Here is a 17,096-nt window from a genome sequence, read left to right as displayed (position 1 = left end):
GCGCCGCTCCGGCCGCCAGGTTGAGCGAGCAGACCAACTGGATCCAGCGGGTTCAGCGCGGGCCTGGTCGACGTGCCGCGCGAGCTCGGCGGCGGGTCGATGCAGCGCTGGTCCCCAGCACCGGGACGGTGGCGCTGCCGCGATCGCCACGCTGAAGCCTGGGGAAGCCTAGCTCCGCGGGAGGTCCCTGACGAAGACGATCCCGTCGTTTTCGTCAAGGTGGGCCGGGTCCAGGGGGGAGTAGCCGAACCAGGGGGACACCCGGGGGGTGGGCCGGGCGTCGGCGAGGGCGGCGGCCAGCCGGCGGGGGTCGACGACGTAGCGGTCCTGCGGGAGTGCGTACAGGAGCCCTTCGACGGTGTCTGGTGGCGGGGTGTCCACTCCCTGGTGCCGGATCGTGCCGACGGCCGTGGCCAGGAAGGCGTACTCCTCGCCCAGGTGGGCGCTCACGATCGCGCCGGCGCTCCACCACTCCAGCGGCAGGCCGCCCATCCGCATCTTGCTCTTGTTCCGCTGGAGATGGCCGTTGTGGGCGTGGGCCAGCGCCGGGCCCCGCTCGGCGATGGCGAGGAGGTTGGCGGCCATCATCGAATCCCGGATCGCGCACAGCCGCGTCAGGCGGCTCGGTGAGGTGTCGGCCAACCAGAAGTGGTAACGCAGCAGGCCGGTGGCGGTGCGCCCGTACAGGCGTGCCCGGTCCCAGTCGCCTCGTGAGGACACCGCGATCAGGTGCGGCGTCTGCGCGTCGAGCAGCGCCACCAGATCGTCGGCGAGCAGCCGCAGTTGACTGGCCTCGACCGACTGCCCCGCGGACTGGGACGGGTCCATCATCGCGGCGGGATTGGTCCACCGGTCGTCGGCGCCGAGCAGACGGTCGAGCGTTTCCGCTGTGCAGGGGAGCAGGTCCGCGTCCACCCGGGCCGTGAGGTAGCCGTGGAGTGCGGTGAGGGCCTGGCGGGGGCTGGCGGCGTGGCTGATCTCCAGCGGGCCGTCGACACCGGCGAAGCGCAGCCGCTCGGACGCGGGCCGACCGTCGTTGTACGCGCGCATCCAGCGCACGAGCTCGCGGTTGGCCGCGGACGCGCCCCACCCGTGGCTGAAGCCGCGCTCCATGACCTCGTCGAGGGTGCCGGTGCCCGAGGTGACGTAGTCGTCCACGACCAGGCCCATCATGCAGTCGCTCTCGATTGCGATCGTCCGGTAGCCCTCCCGCTCGACGAACTGCCGGAAGAGCTCGTTGCGCAGGTCGAGCAGAGTGTCCTCGCCGTGGGTGGGCTCGCCCAGGGCGAGCAGTCGCGGCCGGGCCGGGAGCAGCTTCATGACGGCAGCGGCCTCGACGGCATGAGTGGTGTCTTTGATCCCAACAGTCATACCTTCGACAGTATCGTTGAACCTTCGGTTTAAACTTTTACGATGAACCTCTGCTGTCACCGGGTGGAACCTTCAACATGAGGCCAGTGGATCTGGCGCGCGAGCACGGCCTGTCCACCCAGGCGATCAGGAACTACGAGGACGCCGGCATCCTGCCCGCCGCCGGACGCAGCCCCCACGGCTACCGCGCCTACGCGCCGCTGCACGCGCAAGCCCTGCGCGCGTTCCTCGCCCTCGTGCCCGGGCACGGCCACCAGACGGCCACATCGATCATGCAGGCGGTCAACCGGGACGCGACCGAGGACGCACTGCGGCTCATCGACGAGAGCCACGGCCAACTCCTCGACGACCGCCGCACCCTCCAGGCCGTCGAAGCCGCGCTCCACGACCTCGCGCCCGTGCCGCAGGAACGCGGCGACACGTTCATCGGCCCCCTGGCCAAGAGGCTCGGCATCCGCCCGGCCACCCTGCGCAAATGGGAACGGGCCGGCCTGGTCCGGCCGCGCCGCGACCGGCAGACGGGCTACCGGGTCTACAGCGCGGCCGACGTACGCGACGCCCGGCTGGCCCACCAGCTCAGACGGGGCGGCTACCTGCTGGAGCAGATCGCCCCGCTGATCGCCCAGGTCCGCTCCGCCGGCGGCGTCGCACCGCTTGAGTCGACGCTGCACGGCTGGCAGGCCCGCCTCTCCGCCCGGAGCCGCGCCATGCTCACCGGTGCCGCCGCCTTGGATGCCTACCTCAACTGCCGACCGGCCCCGCCCGAAGGCGGACCGACTGCACCAGCGTGATGGCCAGGCCGTACGCCGGCGACGTGAGGGCGTCGCTGGCCGCGGCCACGATCGTGTTCAATCTGTTCGGCCGGTAGGCGTTGACGCCCGGGGGCTCGGCGACCAGGATGCGCGTGGTCCGCCCAGTGGCTGCTCGGTGCAGGGCCGCTCAATGCCGCTGCCAGTGGGAGACAAGCGGAGCCAGTCGCCGAGCGAGTGATATCACTATGGCGGACTTAAGCGATAGCATTGAACGGTGAAACAACTGCTGCTTCGGATCGATGACGACCTGCATCGGCGCATCACCCGTCGGGCTCACCGCACTGGCCGATCCATCAACGCGACCGCCGGAGAGATCCTCGCGAGGGGCGTCGCCGATGAGGCGCTCGACGCGCGGGCAGAACTGCGTGCCCGGGCCCGCCGCCTGGGTGTCCTCGCGGAAGGTTGTGTGTCCCAGACGTCACGGGTGACCAGCGCTGAGCGCGAGCGCGCTCTGGAAACGACCGAGGGTATCGGCCCCATTCTTGACCGGCTCTGGGCCGAAGGTCGCTGACCGCCGCCATGCTCACCTATGTCGACTCCTCCGTCCTCGCCTGTGCCTACCTTCGTGACGAGCCCGGACACGGCCGGGCTCGTGAGCTGCTGGAAGATCCTGATCACCTGTTGGTGACAGGGACGCTGACGGTGGTTGAAGTAACCGGCGTTCTGGTGCGCGCGGCACGCACGCAACGGCTGATGGATCTGGACGGAACTCTCGCGGTTCTCGCGTCCGACCTTGGCGAAGACGGTCCTGTCACGCTGCTCGCCGCTCCGCGTGAGATAGTCGAACGGCGCGCCACCGAGATCGTCTATGCCTACGCGTTGCGTGCGCTCGACGCGATTCACCTCGCCCTGGCCGAGATCGCGGCGGTTCCTCTTCTGGAGGACGAGGGTGACAAGCTCGGCTTCGCCAGCCGCGATCGCTTTCAGGCGCAGGCCGCCGAAGCACTCGGCTTCGCTCTCGTTTGATGCCGCGGGTGCAGCGACTCGAACGTGCCGAGCTCCTTGCGATTGACTGGGGTTACGTCAGCGGAGGGAGATCGTGAGGTCTTCGAGGAGGTCCATCTGCTCCTGCATGCCGACCTCCATTCCGGATGCGATGACCCCGATCGAGGTTCTGATGGAGAGCACAGCACTGAGTGCGGCGGCGCCGTCGAGCAGGGCTTTGGAGCGAACCGCGATGTCGGCATCTCTGGCGGCCAGCGCGGAGGTGATGTCCTTTGATCGGCGGCCGCGCCGTAGCTCGGGGATGAGGGCCCGAAGAGGCGCGATGCGGTAACCGGCCTTGCGCAGCTGGTGAACGATCCGCGCATCCCGCACGTGGGCTGGTGTGTATCGGCGCGTTCCTCGCACCGGGTCGCGGTCAGGGACTACGAGATCCTCCGCGTCCCAGTGCCGCAACGTCGAAGGGCGCACGCCGAGCGCGGCGGCGAGTTCGGAGACGCTCATCGAGTCCGAGGGGCGTACGTCTCCGATCGGCTCGCTGGAGATCGCCTGGGCGGCCTCCTTGGCCTGCCTCAGTTCCGTGCGCTCTGCGTCGAGCCGGGCGTGCGCCGCGTCCAGAAGGGCGAGCACCACCTGAGAGGCGGGGAACCGGTGTACGGCCCGCACGATCTTCTTGGCCTCAGCCGGGCCCGCGCCCGCCGCGAGGGCTCGGTAGGCCAGCGCGGACTGTACATGTATCTCTCCGTACATCCGGTAGCCCGTGGCCGTGCGTGTCGCCGGCGGAAGCACGCCGTCGCGCTCGAGATTGCGAACCTGTTGAACCGAGTACCCGGAACGCCGCGCGACATCGACGGTGCGTAAGTCCCCTGATTTGAGACCTGACATCCTGAAGCCCCCCAGTTTCAGCCGCGAAGTCTCCACAAGCGCTTCAATGGAACGCTGGAGCACATGACGATAGACGAGATCATCGGCTTCGTGGACGGCCTCGACGGTGTCCTGTCCCTCAGGCCGGCGCCCGGTGACGGCTCGCCGGAAATCAGCTGGGGCGACACGTTCTTCTACTACGCGCCTGACGGCGTCATCCCGGCGACGGCCCAGCCGTTCGCGACGGTCGTGGCCAAGGACTACCCCGGCGACGAGACATCCCGGCTGGATCGTCCGGGCGCCTTCCGCGTGAACATCTCCGCGGGGAAGGAGGCGTTCATCCGGTGGACCGGTCACGCGCCACGCGAACCGGTCACCGCCGAGGTCGACCCCGGCACCGCCGACACCGTGATCGCGCACCCCGTCTACGGCACCCTCGGCTGGCTGGCGGTGGTGAACCCGGGTTCACGTACGGAAGCGGCGACCCGTGAGCTGCTGCGTACGGCCTATGGCCTCGCACGCTCACGCCACGAGCGACGCGCCCGCCGGGGTGACGGCCGGTGAGGCGGAACCTCCCGGCCGAAAGTCAGTGCGGTCGGCGTAGGCCTGCGATGAGGAGTTCGACCAGTCGACGTGCGTCGTAGCGGGGATTGTTCTCCACCCCGATGCAGAGGTTCCCGACGCCGCGCATGAGTTCGTAGGCGTCCAGGTCGGAACGGATCTCGTCGGCCGCGGCCGCGGCTTCGAGCAGTTGGGCGCACACGGGCACGAGCCGGTCGAGGAAGTAGGCGTGCAGCGTGTCGAACCCGGCGTCGTCGGACTGCAGCACGGCGGCGAGACCGTGCTTGGTGACCAGGAAGTCGACGAAGAGGTCGATCCATCGCGCCAGTGCGGCGTGGGGGGTCGGGCCGGTCGCCAGCAGGGCCGGGCCGGCCTCGGCGAGGGCCTCGATCTGGTGCCGGTAGACGGCGATGATGAGATCCGCCCGCGTCGGGAAGTGACGGTAGATCGTGGCCGTCCCGACGCCGGCCTTGGCCGCGATGTCGCGTATCGGCGCTTCGACGCCTGAGGTCACGAAGACCGCCGCGGCGGCGTCGAGCAGCGCCCTTTCGTTGCGCCGGGCGTCGGCCCGCTTGCGTGGGGCCGCATGCCCCGCGCCTGCGTCGCTGTCGTTCATCGTGCCGTTCCCTCCGCCGCCGGGATTGCTAAACGGGACAACGTCCCGTATCGTCAAACGGGACGAGGTCCCACTTGCTCATGATGCCAGAGCGGGGGCCGGCATCCAAGCCATGCAATACCACCACGCTTCATCCGCAACGGAGGAGACACGGACATGCAGTACCGCACCCTGGGCCGCACCGGCGTACAGGTCAGCTCCCTCGCGCTCGGCGCGATGAACTTCGGCAGGATCGGGCGTACCACCCAGGACGAGGCCACCGCCATCGTCGACGCCGCCCTCGACGCGGGGATCAACCTCATCGACACCGCCGACGTGTACAGCGGCGGCGAGTCGGAGGAGATGGTCGGCAAGGCCATCGCCGGCCGCCGCGACGACATCGTGCTGGCCACGAAGGCGAGCATGCCCATGGGAGACGAGCGCAACCACCAGGGCGGCTCGCGCCGCTGGCTGGCCACCGCGCTGGACAACAGCCTGCGCCGCCTCGGCGTCGACCACGTCGATCTCTACCAGATCCACCGGTGGGACCCGAGGACCAGTGACGAGGAGACGCTGTCGGCGTTGACCGACCTGCAGCGCGCGGGAAAGATCCGTTACTTCGGCTCCTCGACCTTCCCCGCGTACCGCATCGTGCAGGCCCAATGGGCCGCCCGTGAGCATCACCTGAGCCGTTACGTCACCGAACAGCCCAGCTACTCCATTCTGCAGCGCGGGATCGAGACCCACGTGCTGCCCGTGACCGAGCAGTACGGGCTCGGCGTGCTGGTGTGGAGTCCGCTGGCCTCGGGCTGGCTTTCGGGCGCGATCCGCGAGGGCCGGGAAATCACCACCAGTCGCTCGACGTTCATGCCGCAGCGCTTCGACACCACCATTCCGTCCAACCGGGCCCGGCTCGACGCCGTCGAGCGGCTGGCGAAGGTCGCCGACGAGGCCGGCCTGACCATGATCCAACTCGCGCTCGGGTTCGTGACCGCGCATCCCGGGGTGACCAGCGCGCTCATCGGCCCCCGCACGCTGGACCACCTGCAGTCGCAACTCGCGGCCGCTGACACCGTGCTCTCCGCCGACGTGCTCGACGCCGTCGACGCGATCGTCGCCCCCGGCACCGACCTCGCCGCACACGAGAAGAACGACACCCCGCCCTCTCTGCTCGACCCGTCACTGCGGCGCCGCTGATCGCCCGAGGGTCCGGGGCTCCGGGGCTCCGGGGCCTGTGAGGGGCAGCAGCAGCGGGCAGTGCCGCCTTGTTCGTTACCCGCGGTTCGCCGTGCCGTGCAGATGGCCATGTGACAGGGAACGCCGGGATTTCCTGTCACATGGCGAGATCGACGTCTGTGCGAGAACACGAACACGGACCGGCCGCCTCGAACCCGCCGCCCGCGAGATGGCCGCCGTCAAACTCCGTACCCTGAGCGACGTCGACACCGGCCTGTTCACCGCCTGGCTGCGTCAGGCGCGTGACCTCGAAGCGCCGGCGGGCGATTGACCCGTGGGTCGAGCTGGGCCGGGGCGGGTCTCGAACAGGTCGGCGTGATGTGGCGGAGAAAGGCCTCGGCGATGGTTCTGAGCCGATCGGTGCGCCAGACCAGGGCGTAGTCGAACGCGGCATCGCCTTCCACGGGGATGCAGATCAAGCCGGGACGCGGATAGAAGTGCGGCGTCTGGGCGCCGACGAGGGCGACGCCGTGGCCTGAGGTGACGTAGGCGAGGATCTCCTGGAAGCCGGGCAGGGATTCGGTGAGACGGCCGGGCGCCGGTAGGTGGTGGTCGATCCAGTAGCCGGGCAGGGTATCGGCGAAGAACACCCTCTCACGGGCGATCTCATAGTGATCGACGCGGACGCGGTGCGCCAGGCGATGGTCCGCGGGCACGGCGAGCATCGCCGGCTCCGACAGCAGCACCGGCCCGACGGTGAGGTCCGGCTCCTCTACCGGCAAGGGCAGCACCGACAGGTCGACCTCTGCCCGGCGCAGGGGGCCGAAGAGGTCGGCGAGCGCGGTTTCGCGGATGGTCACCCGGCGCCCGGGCACGTGGTCGCGGAAGCTGTCAGCCAGCCGCAGGACGACTTGGGCCACCGCGGCCGACATGTAGCCCAGTTCCAGCGTGCCGGTGATGCCGTGCCCCGCCGCGATCGCTCGTGCGATCGCAGCCTGGATTTGTGCGTGCGCGGGCTGCAAATCGTCTCGGAGTTGCCTGCCGAGCGAGGTCAACTCGACCCGGCGGGTGGTGCGGTGGAACAGCGACGCGCCGAACCGGCGCTCCAGCTTGGCGATGGTCTGGCTGATGGTTGCAGCCGAGACATGGAGGCGCTCGGCCGTGCGCGCGAAGTGCAGTTCCTCGGCGAGTACGAGGAACACCTCGATGTCCTGACGCTCCACCGCTCCCTCATTCTTCAGTACTGCCGAACAATTGTTCCATGTTTCGTCATTGATGAGGCCCGGCTGTGAACGCGACGATGTGTCGGTAAGCCGACGATCACAGGGAGAACGATGGCGAACACAAGCGCGGTGGACAGGTCGGCGCCCACGGGCAGGCAGGTGACCGCACCGAGTACGGATCTCACCGCCGACAGGGCGATCCCAGCCGTCGGGCACCTCAACCACCGGGCCCGCGGCCGGTGACCGGCATGTGGGCGATGGTTCCCAGGCTGCTCGGCGACAACCACTACCTTGTGCTGGCCACCGCCGATCGCCAAGGGCAGCCGTGGGCCACCCCCGTCTTCTTCGCCGCCCGCGATGAGGATCGGCTCGTCTGGGTGTCGGCACCGGACAGCAGGCATTCCCGCAACCTCACCGAACGTCCGGACGTGGCCATCACGGTCTTCGACTCTCACGCGCCCATAGGCGGTGCGGAGGCGCTTTACCTCGAGGCGACCGCCGGTCCCGCCGACGACCCCGTCGCGGCGCTGACACTGCTCAACGCCCGCCTCCCCGCAGGCAAGGAACTCACCGGTGACGACCTCGCGCCGTCCGGCCCTCTGCTGGCCTACTGCGCCGAAGTGCGGCGGCACTTCGTCCTGATCAGGGGAGGGGATTCACGCTTCGACAACGTCACCGACATACGACTCCGCGTCACCCGCACCCGGTGGAAGGCCCGGCCATGACTGCGGGCATCCCGCGTGGAGCGTCGGCGACAAGCTACATACCGATTTTGAGATCCGTTGCCCAGGCAGGTAAGGAGGCCCACCTTGGGTAAGCTCATCTACTCGATGATCACATCGCTCGACGGCTACGTGAGCGATACGGACGGCGACTTCGGCTGGGGCCGCCCCGAGAAGGAGTCGCACGAGTTCATCAACGAGCACGGGCGATCGATCGGCACCTACCTCTACGGCCGCCGGATGTACGACACGATGGTCTACTGGGAGACCGCGCACACGGTGCCTGACCAGGAGCCGTTCATCTTGGAGTGGGCGCGGGTCTGGCAGGCCGCCGACAAGATCGTCTATTCCGCGACGCTGCGTGAGGCAGTCGGCGAACGGACCCGGATCGAGCGCATGTTCGATCCCGAGGCAGTGCGGAGGCTGAAGGCCGAGGCTGACCTCGACATCGCCGTCGCCGGGCCGCATCTGGCGGCGCAGGCCAGGCGATCCGGGCCGGGCTGGTCGACGAGTACCACCTCTTCGTCCGGCCGGCGATCGTCGGCGGCGGCAACGCGTTCTTTCCGGACGATGTGCGCGTCGACCTGGCCCTGCTGGACGAGCGACGCTTCAGTGACGGCACAGCCTATCTGTGCTACGGCGTCAAGGACATCGCGCAGGGGTGAAGCTTGTTGCATTGGTTCCGCCGCCTGCGCATCCGCTGGGAGATTCGCGACGACATCCACGAAGCCTTCATGACCCTCGCCGCCGCCATCAACTGCTGGCGACGCCACATTCACTGATCATTCCGTTCGGACTTTCTCATAGCGGTCGGACGCGCGCGGCCTCACAGCCGGGATCTCAGCACGTCGATCTCACAGCCCGGCGCGAACGGGTCGAAGCCGTGCTCGACCAGCCAGCGAACATTCAGCAGGCTTCGCAACGACCACCACGCGCGGATCACGTCGAGGTCGACGTCGGTGCCGTAGCCGGCGACGACGTCGCCGAGGTGCTCCTCGTGTCCGAGCGTCAAGGTGGCGAGGTCGTACAGGGCATCACCTTGGCCTGCCTCGGACCAGTCGATGATGCCCGTGATCCCGTCGCCGTCGACGAACGCGTGATCGATCTGCAGGTCGCCGTGCGTGAAGACCGGTGTCCACGGCCGGAGCGCGGCCTCGGCGACCTGGCGGTTGCGGGTGACCAGGTCGGCGGGCAGGACGCCGTTCGTCACGAGCCACTCGCACTCGCCATCGAGATCCGCCGCCAACTCGCCGAGGCCCCGGCCGGCCTGGCCGGGCCTGGGCGGCAACGGCGCGTCGTGCAACCTCCGGACTGCGGCGCCCGCCGCGGCCCACGCTGCCGGGGACGCGGTCGACGGCTCGCCGAGGCGGCCGAGCGCCGTCCCCGGGACTGCGGCGATCGCGAGCACTGGCGGCTTGTGCCACAGGACCTTCGGGGTCGGGACCGGCGCCAGGGCCATCGCCTCGACCTCGACCTCGACGCGCGCCTGATCGGCGTCCACCTTCAGGAACACGTCGCCGACGCGCAGGGTCGCGCGCTCGGAATGGGCGACGACCATTTTGACCTCATCCATGGGCGACCAGTATCCCGGGGGTGATCGTCGACGTCACCGGGTTTATCGCGTGCGATTGCGCGGATGACCACGTCCCGCTACCAAGCCGCCTCGTGCGCGACACCGACCGCTGACCAGGTCAAGTCCACCACTTCTGTTAGGAGCCCTTAGCGGCCTTCGGGGGCCTCGCGGGCAGGGCGTCAGGCCCTGCCGCGTCCGTGGGGGGCGTCGAAGACCAGGGTATATCGCCAGGACAGGCGACCCCGGACCTTGGCGCCGGGCAGTTCCCGTGCGGCCGCAACTCGGATGTCGGCCAGGGTCTCCTGGGGATCGGTGGTGGGCGCCGTCATGTGTCCGGGCGATTGCGCGACCCGATGACGTCAACCCAATGCAGAGTGACGTCATAAATGACTTGATTCGACGTCGAAATGACGTCATAGTTGAGGCATGGATCTGATGCCGTATGTGGAGAACCTTCGCCGCGAGCTCGCCGTCGCCGCCGAAGCGGGGGGACCGGACGCACGGGCGCTGGCCGAGCGCCTCACCGGCGTTCTTGAGTCGGCCACCAGGCTCACCCTGCTGGAGGCGCTGTCGGCGGCGGCGGACGAGATCACCCGCGATCTCGCACCGGGCTCTGTCGACGTGCGGCTGCGCGGTGGCGACCCGACATTCGTGGTGACGCCGCCGCAACCGGGGCCGTCTTCGGAGGTCGTGGTCGGTGGTCCGGAGACCGCGCCACCTACCGTGCCGCCCGCCGGGCCAGCCTCCAGGCCGGCCCCCGGCGAGGAGAGCGGCACCGCGCGGATGACCCTGCGGTTGCCTGAGCACCTCAAGGTGCGCGTGGAGGAGGCGGCCGGCCGGCAGGGGATCTCGGTCAACGCCTGGCTGGTCCGTGCCGTCTCCGCCGCGTTCGAGCCGGGCGCAGGGACTGGTCCCGTCGACCGGCCGCAGCGGCCCCAGAGCGGGCGCGGCTACACCGGCTGGGTGCGCTAGCGGCGCCTGCCCGGCCCCCATCACCCGTCATCGCTCATCGCCCGGCCCCGAGGCCGGGATGTTCCACCGGACCCATGAGGAGGGCTCCGCCATGCCTGCTTTCGACACCCCCGAGCCGATCACCGCCGACATCCAGATCTACATGGGCCAGGTCCGCATCCACGCGAGCGACCGCGCCGACACCGTGGTGGAGGTGCGCCCCAGCGACCCGTCCGACGAGGCGCACGTGCAGGCCGCCGAGCGGATAATCGTCGAGTTCTCCGGCGGACGGCTGCTGGTCAAGGACCCCAAGTCCAAGGCGCTGAGATATCTGCTGCCCTGGCGCGGTTCCATCGAGGTGACCATCGAGTTGCCCGCCGGATCCCGTGTCGAGGCCCAAGGCGCCGCGGAATTGATCGCCACCGGCCCGCTCGGCCAGGCCGTCCTGCACAGCTCGTACGGCGACCTGCGCCTGGAGGAGACCGGCCCCCTGGAGGCCAGGGCGTCCTACGGCAGCATCTCCGTCGGCCGGGTGAGCGGACCCGCCGAGGCGACCACCTCCACCGGGGCGATCCGGATCGGAACCATCGACGGCACCGGCATGCTGAAAACCTCCAGCGGCGCCATCGCCCTCGGCGAGGCGACCGGTGACCTGCAACTGAAGACCGCCCACGGCGACATCAGCATCGACCGCGTGCTGGCCGGCCTCACCGCCAAGTCCGCACACGGCGGGATCCGGATCGACGCGGCGGTGAGCGGCGCCATCCACCTGGAGACCGGCTACGGCAAGATCGGTGTCGGCATCGCCGAGGGCACCGCCGCCTGGCTGGACGTGCACTCCAAGAACGGCGTGGTGCGCAACACCATGGACGCGGCCGAAGGCCCCGAGGCCGCTGAGGCGGTCGTCGAAGTGCACGCGCACACCAACTGGGGCGACATCGACATCCACCGGTCCTGACCCTCGAATACCGCAAGGAGACCCCTCATGAGTGACGCGATCACAGCCGAAGGACTGGTCAAGAGATACGGCGAGGTGACCGCTCTGGACGGGCTGAGCTTCTCCGTCCCGCAAGGGACGGTGCTCGCCCTGCTCGGCCCGAACGGCGCCGGCAAGACCACGACGGTGCGGATCCTGACCACGCTGCTGCGCCCCGACGGCGGCCGCGCCACCGTCGCCGGATGCGACGTCGTCGGGGACGCCCGGCGGCTGCGCTCGCGCATCGGGCTGTCCGGCCAGTACGCCGCCGTCGACGAGCACCTCACCGGAGCCGAGAACCTGGAGATGGTCGGGCGGCTGTACCACCTGGGCGCCAGACGCAGCAAGGCCCGCGCCCGCGAGCTGCTCGAACGCTTCGACCTCGCCGACGCCGCGGACCGGCCGGTGAAGGGCTACTCCGGCGGCATGCGCCGCCGCATCGACCTCGCCGGCGCGCTGGTCGCCGACCCGCCGGTGCTGTTCCTGGACGAACCCACCACCGGCCTGGATCCCCGTGCCCGCGCCGCACTGTGGGACACCATTTCCGAACGCGTCGCGGCCGGCAGCACGCTGCTGCTCACCACGCAGTACATGGAGGAGGCCGACCGCCTCGCCGACCAGATCATGGTGGTCGACCACGGCCGCGCCATCGCCCTCGGCACCGCCGACGAGCTCAAGGACCAAATCGGCGGCAACCGCATCGAACTGACCGTGACCGACGCCGCCGAGCTGGAGACCGCCCGGCAGACCCTCACCCGGTTCGCCGTCGGCACCATGCGGACCGTGCTGGAGTCGCTCCAGATCACCGTCCCGGTCACCGACGGCCCCGAGGCGCTCCGCCAGACCCTCGGCCTGCTCGCCGACGCCGGAGTCCGGGTGCGGGACGCCGGGCTGCGGCGGCCCACCCTCGACGACGTCTATCTCACCCTGACCGGGCGCCAGGTGTCCGGCACCGACCCGCAGTCTCTGGAGGCCACCGGATGAACGCGCTCACCATGCCCATCGCCGACGGCTGGACCATCGCCAGGCGCAACACCCTGAAGATCAGGCGGTCGCCGGACCTGCTCGGTAGCGCCATCATGCTTCCGATCGTGCTCGTGCTGCTGTTCGCCTACGTCTTCGGCAGCGTCATCGACGTCCCGGGGATGTCGTACCGGGAGTTCCTGCTCCCCGGGATCTTCGTCCAGGCCGTGATCATCGGCGCGCAGATCACCGGCTACACGCTGACCCTGGACCTGCAGAAGGGCGTCTTCGACCGGTTCCGCTCGCTGCCCATGGCCCCGTCCGCGGTGCTGATCGGCCAGACCGTCAGCGACCTGCTGATGAACCTCGCCAGCCTGGTCGTCATGGCGGTGATGGGGCTGATCGTCGGCTGGCGGGTGCACACCTCGCCCCACGAGGCCGTCCTCGGCTTCGGGCTGCTGCTGCTGTTCGCCTACGCGTTCTCCTGGGTCACCGCGACCGTCGCGCTGGCGCTGCGCACCCCGGAAAGCTTCAACAACATCGCCACCATGGTCTCCTTCCCGTTGATGTTCGTCTCCAACGCCTTCGTCGACAGCTCCGCACTGCCCACGCCGCTGCGCGTCGTCGCCGAGTGGAACCCGGTCTCCACCTTCACCCAGGCCGCACGCGATCTCTTCGGCAACACCAGCACCGCGCTGAAGACCTCGGACGCCTGGCCCATCCAGCACGCCATCCCGGCATCACTGCTCTGGATCACCGTCATGCTGATCGTGTTCATCCCCCTGGCGACCCGCCTCTACAAGAAGGCCGTCAGCACCTGACCACCAGCGCACGGCACCCCCGCCAACCCACACGCGAGAGGCGCCTTCAGCGTGTCGGAAACGACCCGGGCTCAACAAGATCTAGCCAGGAATCCCCGCCCTTCGGCGCGCGATGGCAGAGCCGTACCGCTTAACCGACGCTGATACCGGCCCTGGTTAATCTCCGCAGGTCCGGAGCATGTTGAGCAGGGCCACCTTTTCCTTGCGGGTCACGAACAGTCGGTAGTGATGCTTCACAGTGATCCACGAGATTGCGTATCGGCACCAGTGGCTGCGGCGCGGCGGACGCCAGCTCTGCGGCCCTTTGCCGCCCTTGGCCATGTTGACGGAGTGGCTGACCGTGATCAGCTCAGGCCGGGTGAGGTCGTTGGCGAAGGCGCGCCGCCGCGCTTGGCTCCATCTGCTGGCGCCGGAGCGCCAGGCGTAGGCCAGCGGCACGACGTGGTCGACGTCGACGTCCTTTTCGCTTTTCAGCCACTTGCCGTCGTAGGGGCTGTACCAGACGCCCTTGACGGGGTGGCAGGCCGCGTTTCTGCGTACGTTCCGTCCGTCGCGAGCCAGGACCACCTCCCGTGCGTCGCACGTGCCCTTATGGTGCGCCCATCGGGGCTGGAACCGCTTGTGGCTGTATCCACGGATCGATAACGGCCTGGCGACCTTCAGCTGAGCCAGCATGCGACGGGCCATCGCCGCGGTCTCGGTCTGTGGACGCTTGCGCGGGGCGGCCGCCGCCTGTGAGGTGGCTGTGACAGCGCTGATCGGGATGACCAGAAGAGTGAGCACAGCAATCTGGACCGTCCGCCTCATGAAGATCACGGTTCCACTCATTACCAGTCGATGCCCGCCGGCGGCAGCGATATTCGAGACACGAAGGGACTCTTAGGCGTTGGGAGGTGAGGTCGCGTCGGTGTGCACCGTCGTGTTCGTGTGGTCTGCCCGTACGGATCACACTCCCCCCATCGAACCTCACGGAAGCGGTTCGACTTCCAGGGCAGGGGCGAGGGTACGCAGGTCGAACATGCGGTCGCTGACCACCGGCCAGCGGCGGGACAGTCCGCACCAGGCGACGTGCGCGAGGGTGGCGTCGTCCCCGCCCAGATCGGCGATCTCGTGTGCCTTTTCGCGGTCGTCGAGCAGGTCGATCTCGACGCCGGGCGAGGTGGTGAGCAGCATCAGCTGCCAGCGCAGGTCCTGTGGGATCACGGCCAGGGCCTGGACGTACGCGGTGACCGGGGTGAGCAGGGTGACGGTCCCGGACTGCAGCGCCATGGCGATCAGCGCGCGTACGTAGACGTGCTTGCCGGTCGCCGCCGATTCGAGGGCGGAGGCGTCGAGGACCCGGCCGGACCCGGCGGTCGGCGACGGGGTCACGAGGCGGCGCGCTGCGCGTCCGGTCCCAGGGCGGCGGCACTGCGCCGATCAATGCAGAGGGAGGCGGCCGCACGGTCTAACTGGTCCTGCGGGAGGGGCCCCCAGGCGTCCATGAGCCGGTTGAGTACGGACATACGGGTGATGTGTTCGCGTACGGAACGCTTGACGAGCTCGGCCATCGACACGCCCTCGGCCTCGGCCTGAGCGCGCAGCAACTCGTTCTCCTCGTCATCGAACCTGATGGTCATCGCCATACCGCCACTTTAACCCGCCGTGGTATCACCTGCCAGCGGTATCGGTATCAACAGCAAAGGGAAGGGGTGGCCGCAGTCGCCGGGGTGTGTGCTCGGTGCCGTCGACGATCAGGGTCATCCGGCGGTCGTCTGTTGTACGGTTTGGTCGTTCTGATGAATGCCAAGCGATGGGCTGTGATCGCTCTGCTGCGGGCTTTGGGCAGCTCACTCGCATACGGCTCGTTAAATGGCGCTGCACCAAGGAGAACGGTATGTTCACCCAGCCCTGGGACGCCGGCCTGGACGAAGCCGAATGGCAGACCTGGATCGCTGAAGGCCACGACTTCGGGCAGCTGAGCGTCAACGGTCTGCCCGGCCGCCCGCCCGTCGTCGTCCCCACCCACTTCACCTGCGACGGAGGCCACCTGCTGATCCACCTCGCCCGGCCCAATCCGGTCTGGAAGGCGATCGAGCATGACCCGAACGTGGCCTTCACCGTTATCGGCGACTACGCCTTCGTCCCGGGCCCCTGGCGCGCCCAGCCTGGTATTCCGTCCCGCGACGGCGTGCCCACCAGCTACTACGCGGCCGTCCAGTTCACCTGCCGCGCCCATATCATTGACGACCCCGAGGCCAAGGCCGAGTTGCTGCGCCGTCAGCTCGCGCACTTCCAGCCTGACGGTGACCACGCCCCCGTCGCCGTCGACCAGCCTCCCTACGGGCGGTTGCTGTCCGGCATCCGCGGCCTGCGCCTGGAGGTCGCCGACGTGGTGGCCAAGTTCAAGTACGACGACCACAAGCCCGTCGAGCACCGCGCCGCCGTCGCCGACCGCCTCACCGCCCGCGGTCATGGCCTGGATGCGCCCGCCGCGCGCCAGCAGCTCCGCCGCCTGGACCGCATCGGCCCCTGGAAGCCCTGACCCCACCAACGTCTCCCATCCCGGTGACGTCCCCCACGTCTTCCAGGCCCTCGATCCGGGAACCCACGCGGTGCTCGTCTCCGAGCACATCTAGCCCCCACATCCCCGTGATCTTGTAGTTTCTCGCAGATGCACCGCCTGACCTGGGTGGACACATGTGGTGATCTTGCAGTTCTTTTCGAACAGGCCGCCCGACGTGCGACGATGTGTTACGTGATCTCGCAGTGGTGCGTGAAGTGCAAGATCACGAACGCTGTTTTCGCTGCTCACTGGCCATGTCTGCGAGAAACTGCAAGATCACGAACGTTAAAATGCCTGCTTCCGGCGCCTGTGTGCGAGAATTCGCAAGATCACGGCCGTCTCCTCGTCCCCCATGGAGAATCCCCGCCGCATGAGCGCCATCTACGACCAGGTCGACGGTGAGCGCATCGCCGTGGCCGACCACGGTGACTGCGTCAGCGTCATCAACAGCACCGGAAAGATCGTCGTCGCCAAGAAGGACATCCGACGGTTCGCCGAGCGGGTGCTCGCCGCGGCGGGCAGGATGGCCGTCGTCCTGTTCCCGCCGTCGCTGCGGAAGGAGAGCCTGTCGGTTTCGTGCCCATCGGGCCGGTGGCGGGTCCGCGTCTCGCCGAAGAACGGCGCCCGCGTCCTCGTCGAGGTCGACCCGCAGGGTCTCGGGCCGGCCGAGGCCTACGAGCTCGCGGCCGCCGTCGCCGTGGCGGGGCGGCACATCGGCGACTCCGGCCAGGCCGACCGGCGCATGGCCACGCGGATCCGGGAGGTCATCGAGGCCAACCGGGGCCGGGACGAGGAGGCGGTCGCGGCCGCGATCGTGGCCCAGGTCCTGGACGGCCCGCGCCGGTGACCACCCCCGACCATGACCGGCCGGGGGTCGCTTCCCAAGGCGCGTCCGACTAGGGCGCGTATCGGGTTGTGATCAATTCCCTTGATTCGCCCCTAAGGTGGGGCTTGATCCGGTAGATCGTCGTGTGTGACGCGTGCGCAACTGACGGATGATG

At 68.9% G+C, this 17,096-nt stretch carries 23 protein-coding genes; 14 read left to right on the top strand and 9 right to left on the bottom strand.

Annotation, left to right across the window (positions count from 1 at the left end; translation table 11 throughout):
• Positions 1 to 168: 168 nt before the first annotated feature.
• Positions 169 to 1,371 (bottom strand): erythromycin esterase family protein, encoded by a 1,203-nt coding sequence (locus tag ACFHYQ_RS15050; RefSeq protein ID WP_394301762.1) that lies wholly within the window; start codon positions 1,369 to 1,371, stop codon positions 169 to 171.
• 77 nt (positions 1,372 to 1,448) lie between these two features.
• Here ACFHYQ_RS15050 and ACFHYQ_RS15045 point away from each other — a divergent pair, with 77 nt between their 5' ends.
• The 3 genes from ACFHYQ_RS15045 (at position 1,449) to ACFHYQ_RS15035 (ending at position 3,149) form a co-directional block, all read left to right on the top strand.
• Positions 1,449 to 2,162, top strand: coding sequence for a TioE family transcriptional regulator (locus tag ACFHYQ_RS15045; protein ID WP_394301761.1), 714 nt, complete (start codon positions 1,449 to 1,451; stop codon positions 2,160 to 2,162).
• A gap of 235 nt (positions 2,163 to 2,397) precedes the next feature.
• Positions 2,398 to 2,694, top strand: a complete 297-nt coding sequence (locus ACFHYQ_RS15040; protein WP_394301760.1) for a FitA-like ribbon-helix-helix domain-containing protein — start codon at positions 2,398 to 2,400, stop codon at positions 2,692 to 2,694.
• Between the two features lie 8 nt (positions 2,695 to 2,702).
• The gene (locus tag ACFHYQ_RS15035) at positions 2,703 to 3,149 is read left to right on the top strand and encodes a type II toxin-antitoxin system VapC family toxin (RefSeq protein ID WP_394301759.1); all 447 of its coding nucleotides are present in this window, start codon (positions 2,703 to 2,705) and stop codon (positions 3,147 to 3,149) included.
• Between the two features lie 57 nt (positions 3,150 to 3,206).
• On the opposite strand, the gene ACFHYQ_RS15030 is transcribed toward ACFHYQ_RS15035, so the two are convergent.
• Positions 3,207 to 4,010 carry a MerR family transcriptional regulator gene (locus ACFHYQ_RS15030; protein WP_394301758.1) on the bottom strand — a complete coding sequence of 268 codons (804 nt, stop codon included), beginning with the start codon at positions 4,008 to 4,010 and terminating at the stop codon, positions 3,207 to 3,209.
• A gap of 63 nt (positions 4,011 to 4,073) precedes the next feature.
• Between ACFHYQ_RS15030 and ACFHYQ_RS15025 the strand changes: the two genes are divergently transcribed.
• Positions 4,074 to 4,553 carry a DUF6194 family protein gene (locus tag ACFHYQ_RS15025; RefSeq protein WP_394301757.1) on the top strand — a complete coding sequence of 160 codons (480 nt, stop codon included), beginning with the start codon at positions 4,074 to 4,076 and terminating at the stop codon, positions 4,551 to 4,553.
• A gap of 22 nt (positions 4,554 to 4,575) precedes the next feature.
• On the opposite strand, the gene ACFHYQ_RS15020 is transcribed toward ACFHYQ_RS15025, so the two are convergent.
• On the bottom strand, positions 4,576 to 5,166 hold the full coding sequence (locus ACFHYQ_RS15020; RefSeq protein ID WP_394301756.1) for a TetR/AcrR family transcriptional regulator: 591 nt from the start codon (positions 5,164 to 5,166) through the stop codon (positions 4,576 to 4,578).
• 156 nt (positions 5,167 to 5,322) lie between these two features.
• Between ACFHYQ_RS15020 and ACFHYQ_RS15015 the strand changes: the two genes are divergently transcribed.
• The gene (locus ACFHYQ_RS15015) at positions 5,323 to 6,342 is read left to right on the top strand and encodes an aldo/keto reductase (protein ID WP_394301755.1); all 1,020 of its coding nucleotides are present in this window, start codon (positions 5,323 to 5,325) and stop codon (positions 6,340 to 6,342) included.
• Positions 6,343 to 6,599: 257 nt separating this feature from the next.
• Here the strand turns inward: ACFHYQ_RS15015 and ACFHYQ_RS15010 are convergent, their stop codons facing one another.
• Positions 6,600 to 7,544, bottom strand: a complete 945-nt coding sequence (locus tag ACFHYQ_RS15010; protein WP_394301754.1) for a LysR family transcriptional regulator — start codon at positions 7,542 to 7,544, stop codon at positions 6,600 to 6,602.
• A gap of 111 nt (positions 7,545 to 7,655) precedes the next feature.
• On the opposite strand from ACFHYQ_RS15010, the gene ACFHYQ_RS15005 reads away from it, so the two are divergent.
• The 3 genes from ACFHYQ_RS15005 to ACFHYQ_RS29370 all read left to right on the top strand — a co-directional run bounded on the left by ACFHYQ_RS15005 (position 7,656) and on the right by ACFHYQ_RS29370 (position 9,004).
• Positions 7,656 to 7,787: a hypothetical protein gene (locus ACFHYQ_RS15005; RefSeq protein WP_394301753.1), complete on the top strand. Its 132-nt coding sequence runs from the start codon at positions 7,656 to 7,658 to the stop codon at positions 7,785 to 7,787.
• A gap of 5 nt (positions 7,788 to 7,792) precedes the next feature.
• Positions 7,793 to 8,269 carry a pyridoxamine 5'-phosphate oxidase family protein gene (locus ACFHYQ_RS15000; protein ID WP_394301752.1) on the top strand — a complete coding sequence of 159 codons (477 nt, stop codon included), beginning with the start codon at positions 7,793 to 7,795 and terminating at the stop codon, positions 8,267 to 8,269.
• Positions 8,270 to 8,374: 105 nt separating this feature from the next.
• The gene (locus ACFHYQ_RS29370; protein WP_446746298.1) at positions 8,375 to 9,004 is read left to right on the top strand and encodes a dihydrofolate reductase family protein; all 630 of its coding nucleotides are present in this window, start codon (positions 8,375 to 8,377) and stop codon (positions 9,002 to 9,004) included.
• Between the two features lie 88 nt (positions 9,005 to 9,092).
• Here ACFHYQ_RS29370 and ACFHYQ_RS14990 read toward each other — a convergent pair whose 3' ends face one another.
• Positions 9,093 to 9,839: a phosphotransferase family protein gene (locus ACFHYQ_RS14990; protein ID WP_394301751.1), complete on the bottom strand. Its 747-nt coding sequence runs from the start codon at positions 9,837 to 9,839 to the stop codon at positions 9,093 to 9,095.
• A gap of 179 nt (positions 9,840 to 10,018) precedes the next feature.
• Positions 10,019 to 10,168: a hypothetical protein gene (locus tag ACFHYQ_RS14985; protein WP_394301750.1), complete on the bottom strand. Its 150-nt coding sequence runs from the start codon at positions 10,166 to 10,168 to the stop codon at positions 10,019 to 10,021.
• Between the two features lie 97 nt (positions 10,169 to 10,265).
• Here ACFHYQ_RS14985 and ACFHYQ_RS14980 point away from each other — a divergent pair, with 97 nt between their 5' ends.
• The 4 genes from ACFHYQ_RS14980 (at position 10,266) to ACFHYQ_RS14965 (ending at position 13,550) form a co-directional block, all read left to right on the top strand.
• Entirely contained in the window at positions 10,266 to 10,811 is a 546-nt protein-coding gene (locus ACFHYQ_RS14980) for a toxin-antitoxin system HicB family antitoxin (RefSeq protein WP_394301749.1), read from the top strand.
• A gap of 91 nt (positions 10,812 to 10,902) precedes the next feature.
• The gene (locus tag ACFHYQ_RS14975) at positions 10,903 to 11,748 is read left to right on the top strand and encodes a DUF4097 family beta strand repeat-containing protein (protein WP_394301748.1); all 846 of its coding nucleotides are present in this window, start codon (positions 10,903 to 10,905) and stop codon (positions 11,746 to 11,748) included.
• A gap of 27 nt (positions 11,749 to 11,775) precedes the next feature.
• Positions 11,776 to 12,750: an ATP-binding cassette domain-containing protein gene (locus ACFHYQ_RS14970; protein WP_394301747.1), complete on the top strand. Its 975-nt coding sequence runs from the start codon at positions 11,776 to 11,778 to the stop codon at positions 12,748 to 12,750.
• On the top strand, positions 12,747 to 13,550 hold the full coding sequence (locus tag ACFHYQ_RS14965) for an ABC transporter permease (protein ID WP_394301746.1): 804 nt from the start codon (positions 12,747 to 12,749) through the stop codon (positions 13,548 to 13,550). The genes ACFHYQ_RS14970 and ACFHYQ_RS14965 overlap by 4 nt, the downstream gene beginning before the upstream one ends.
• Before the next feature lie 156 nt (positions 13,551 to 13,706).
• Here the strand turns inward: ACFHYQ_RS14965 and ACFHYQ_RS14960 are convergent, their stop codons facing one another.
• The 3 genes from ACFHYQ_RS14960 to ACFHYQ_RS14950 all read right to left on the bottom strand — a co-directional run bounded on the left by ACFHYQ_RS14960 (position 13,707) and on the right by ACFHYQ_RS14950 (position 15,175).
• The gene (locus ACFHYQ_RS14960; protein WP_394301745.1) at positions 13,707 to 14,357 is read right to left on the bottom strand and encodes an HNH endonuclease family protein; all 651 of its coding nucleotides are present in this window, start codon (positions 14,355 to 14,357) and stop codon (positions 13,707 to 13,709) included.
• Positions 14,358 to 14,516: 159 nt separating this feature from the next.
• Entirely contained in the window at positions 14,517 to 14,921 is a 405-nt protein-coding gene (locus ACFHYQ_RS14955) for a hypothetical protein (RefSeq protein WP_394301744.1), read from the bottom strand.
• On the bottom strand, positions 14,918 to 15,175 hold the full coding sequence (locus tag ACFHYQ_RS14950) for a DUF6290 family protein (protein WP_394301743.1): 258 nt from the start codon (positions 15,173 to 15,175) through the stop codon (positions 14,918 to 14,920). Before ACFHYQ_RS14950 ends, ACFHYQ_RS14955 begins: the two co-directional genes overlap by 4 nt.
• Before the next feature lie 251 nt (positions 15,176 to 15,426).
• Here ACFHYQ_RS14950 and ACFHYQ_RS14945 point away from each other — a divergent pair, with 251 nt between their 5' ends.
• Both ACFHYQ_RS14945 and ACFHYQ_RS14940 read left to right on the top strand, forming a co-directional pair.
• Positions 15,427 to 16,074 carry an FMN-binding negative transcriptional regulator gene (locus ACFHYQ_RS14945; protein ID WP_394301742.1) on the top strand — a complete coding sequence of 216 codons (648 nt, stop codon included), beginning with the start codon at positions 15,427 to 15,429 and terminating at the stop codon, positions 16,072 to 16,074.
• Positions 16,075 to 16,465: 391 nt separating this feature from the next.
• Positions 16,466 to 16,942 carry a hypothetical protein gene (locus tag ACFHYQ_RS14940; RefSeq protein WP_394301741.1) on the top strand — a complete coding sequence of 159 codons (477 nt, stop codon included), beginning with the start codon at positions 16,466 to 16,468 and terminating at the stop codon, positions 16,940 to 16,942.
• The last annotated feature ends 154 nt before the right edge of the window (positions 16,943 to 17,096 follow it).

It is taken from the genome of Sphaerimonospora cavernae (assembly GCF_042435035.1).
In the GTDB taxonomy this organism is placed as follows: domain Bacteria; phylum Actinomycetota; class Actinomycetes; order Streptosporangiales; family Streptosporangiaceae; genus Sphaerimonospora; species Sphaerimonospora cavernae.
Note: the sequence above shows the minus strand (reverse complement) of the source record. Positions and strands in the feature narration are given on the sequence as shown.

Coding starts and splice junctions, on each gene's coding strand:
- ACFHYQ_RS14990 (WP_394301751.1), bottom strand. CDS start 9,839: ATGGATGAGGTCAAAATGGTCGTCGCCCATTCCGAGCGCGCGACCCTG.
- ACFHYQ_RS14940 (WP_394301741.1), top strand. CDS start 16,466: ATGAGCGCCATCTACGACCAGGTCGACGGTGAGCGCATCGCCGTGGCC.
- ACFHYQ_RS15005 (WP_394301753.1), top strand. CDS start 7,656: ATGGCGAACACAAGCGCGGTGGACAGGTCGGCGCCCACGGGCAGGCAG.
- ACFHYQ_RS14965 (WP_394301746.1), top strand. CDS start 12,747: ATGAACGCGCTCACCATGCCCATCGCCGACGGCTGGACCATCGCCAGG.
- ACFHYQ_RS15035 (WP_394301759.1), top strand. CDS start 2,703: ATGCTCACCTATGTCGACTCCTCCGTCCTCGCCTGTGCCTACCTTCGT.
- ACFHYQ_RS14985 (WP_394301750.1), bottom strand. CDS start 10,168: ATGACGGCGCCCACCACCGATCCCCAGGAGACCCTGGCCGACATCCGA.
- ACFHYQ_RS14960 (WP_394301745.1), bottom strand. CDS start 14,357: ATGAGGCGGACGGTCCAGATTGCTGTGCTCACTCTTCTGGTCATCCCG.
- ACFHYQ_RS29370 (WP_446746298.1), top strand. CDS start 8,375: ATGATCACATCGCTCGACGGCTACGTGAGCGATACGGACGGCGACTTC.
- ACFHYQ_RS14980 (WP_394301749.1), top strand. CDS start 10,266: ATGGATCTGATGCCGTATGTGGAGAACCTTCGCCGCGAGCTCGCCGTC.
- ACFHYQ_RS15025 (WP_394301757.1), top strand. CDS start 4,074: ATGACGATAGACGAGATCATCGGCTTCGTGGACGGCCTCGACGGTGTC.
- ACFHYQ_RS14950 (WP_394301743.1), bottom strand. CDS start 15,175: ATGGCGATGACCATCAGGTTCGATGACGAGGAGAACGAGTTGCTGCGC.
- ACFHYQ_RS15000 (WP_394301752.1), top strand. CDS start 7,793: ATGTGGGCGATGGTTCCCAGGCTGCTCGGCGACAACCACTACCTTGTG.
- ACFHYQ_RS14970 (WP_394301747.1), top strand. CDS start 11,776: ATGAGTGACGCGATCACAGCCGAAGGACTGGTCAAGAGATACGGCGAG.
- ACFHYQ_RS15045 (WP_394301761.1), top strand. CDS start 1,449: ATGAGGCCAGTGGATCTGGCGCGCGAGCACGGCCTGTCCACCCAGGCG.
- ACFHYQ_RS15020 (WP_394301756.1), bottom strand. CDS start 5,166: ATGAACGACAGCGACGCAGGCGCGGGGCATGCGGCCCCACGCAAGCGG.
- ACFHYQ_RS14945 (WP_394301742.1), top strand. CDS start 15,427: ATGTTCACCCAGCCCTGGGACGCCGGCCTGGACGAAGCCGAATGGCAG.
- ACFHYQ_RS15050 (WP_394301762.1), bottom strand. CDS start 1,371: ATGACTGTTGGGATCAAAGACACCACTCATGCCGTCGAGGCCGCTGCC.
- ACFHYQ_RS15030 (WP_394301758.1), bottom strand. CDS start 4,010: ATGTCAGGTCTCAAATCAGGGGACTTACGCACCGTCGATGTCGCGCGG.
- ACFHYQ_RS15015 (WP_394301755.1), top strand. CDS start 5,323: ATGCAGTACCGCACCCTGGGCCGCACCGGCGTACAGGTCAGCTCCCTC.
- ACFHYQ_RS14975 (WP_394301748.1), top strand. CDS start 10,903: ATGCCTGCTTTCGACACCCCCGAGCCGATCACCGCCGACATCCAGATC.